Consider the following 983-nt stretch of genomic DNA (forward strand, 5'->3'; position numbering starts at 1 on the left):
AAATTGCCCTTGCTGTCGCGGCCAAAGACAAGGGTGTGGCCCGCACCTGCGACGACACCCTCCAGTGAATTGAGGTCTTCAGGAAGATTGACAGGCTGCAGGCAGCTCTGGTGGTTTTGATGCCCCAGCCCCAGTTGGCCGTAAAAGTTCGCTCCACAGGCAAAGAGCAGTGGCTTGCCGAAGCTGTCGCGACCAAAGACAAGGGTGTGGTTAGTACCTGCGACGACACCCTCCAGTGAATTGAGTTCTTTCGGAAGCTCAACGGACTGCAAGCTGCTCCGGTCGTTTTTATCCACCAGCCCCAGTTGGCCGAAGCTGTTTCTTCCACAGGCAAAGAGCAGTGATTTACCCTTGCTGTCGCGTCCAAAGACAATAGTGTGGTGAGAACCTGCGATGACCCCCTCCAGTGAATTGAGTTCTTCCGGAAGCTCAACGGACTGCAGGCTGCTCCGGTCGTTTTCATCCCCAAGCCCCAGTTGGCCAAAGTTGTTATATCCACAGGCAAATAGCAGTGGCTTGCCTTTGTTGTCGCGGCCAAAGACAAGGGTATGGAGAGTACCTGCGGCGACACCCTCCAGTGAATTGAGGTCTTCAGGAAGATTGACAGGCTGCAGGCAGCTCTGGTGGTTTTGATGCCCCAGCCCCAGTTCGCCGAAGCTGTTTCTTCCACAGGCAAAGAGCAGTGACTTACCCTTGCTGTCGCGTCCAAAGACAATAGTGTGGTGAGCACCTGCGACGACACCCTCCAGTGAGTTGAGGTTTTTGGGACGCTCCACGGTCTGCAGGCTGCTCTGGTTTTTTTGATCCCCCAGACCCAGTTGGCCATACCCATTCTCTCCACAAGCAAAGAGCTTGGGCTTGCCTCGGTATTGCGTCAAAATAAACGTGGAACTTGAGCCTGCAGATACCACGATTCTACGTCGATGAATTTTTCTTTCTGTCTCCAGCTCTTTGATTGCCTCACGAAATTCTCTGTTCACCTG

At 53.7% G+C, this 983-nt stretch carries 1 protein-coding gene; it reads right to left on the reverse strand.

What is annotated here, in order from left to right; genetic code table 11:
* Window positions 1–983, reverse strand: a 983-nt coding sequence (locus tag Lwal_RS15190) for an RCC1 domain-containing protein (protein ID WP_420798172.1), incomplete at both ends; no start/stop codon positions are given.

It is taken from the genome of Legionella waltersii, assembly GCF_001468085.1.
GTDB classification, from domain to species: Bacteria; Pseudomonadota; Gammaproteobacteria; order Legionellales; family Legionellaceae; genus Legionella; species Legionella waltersii.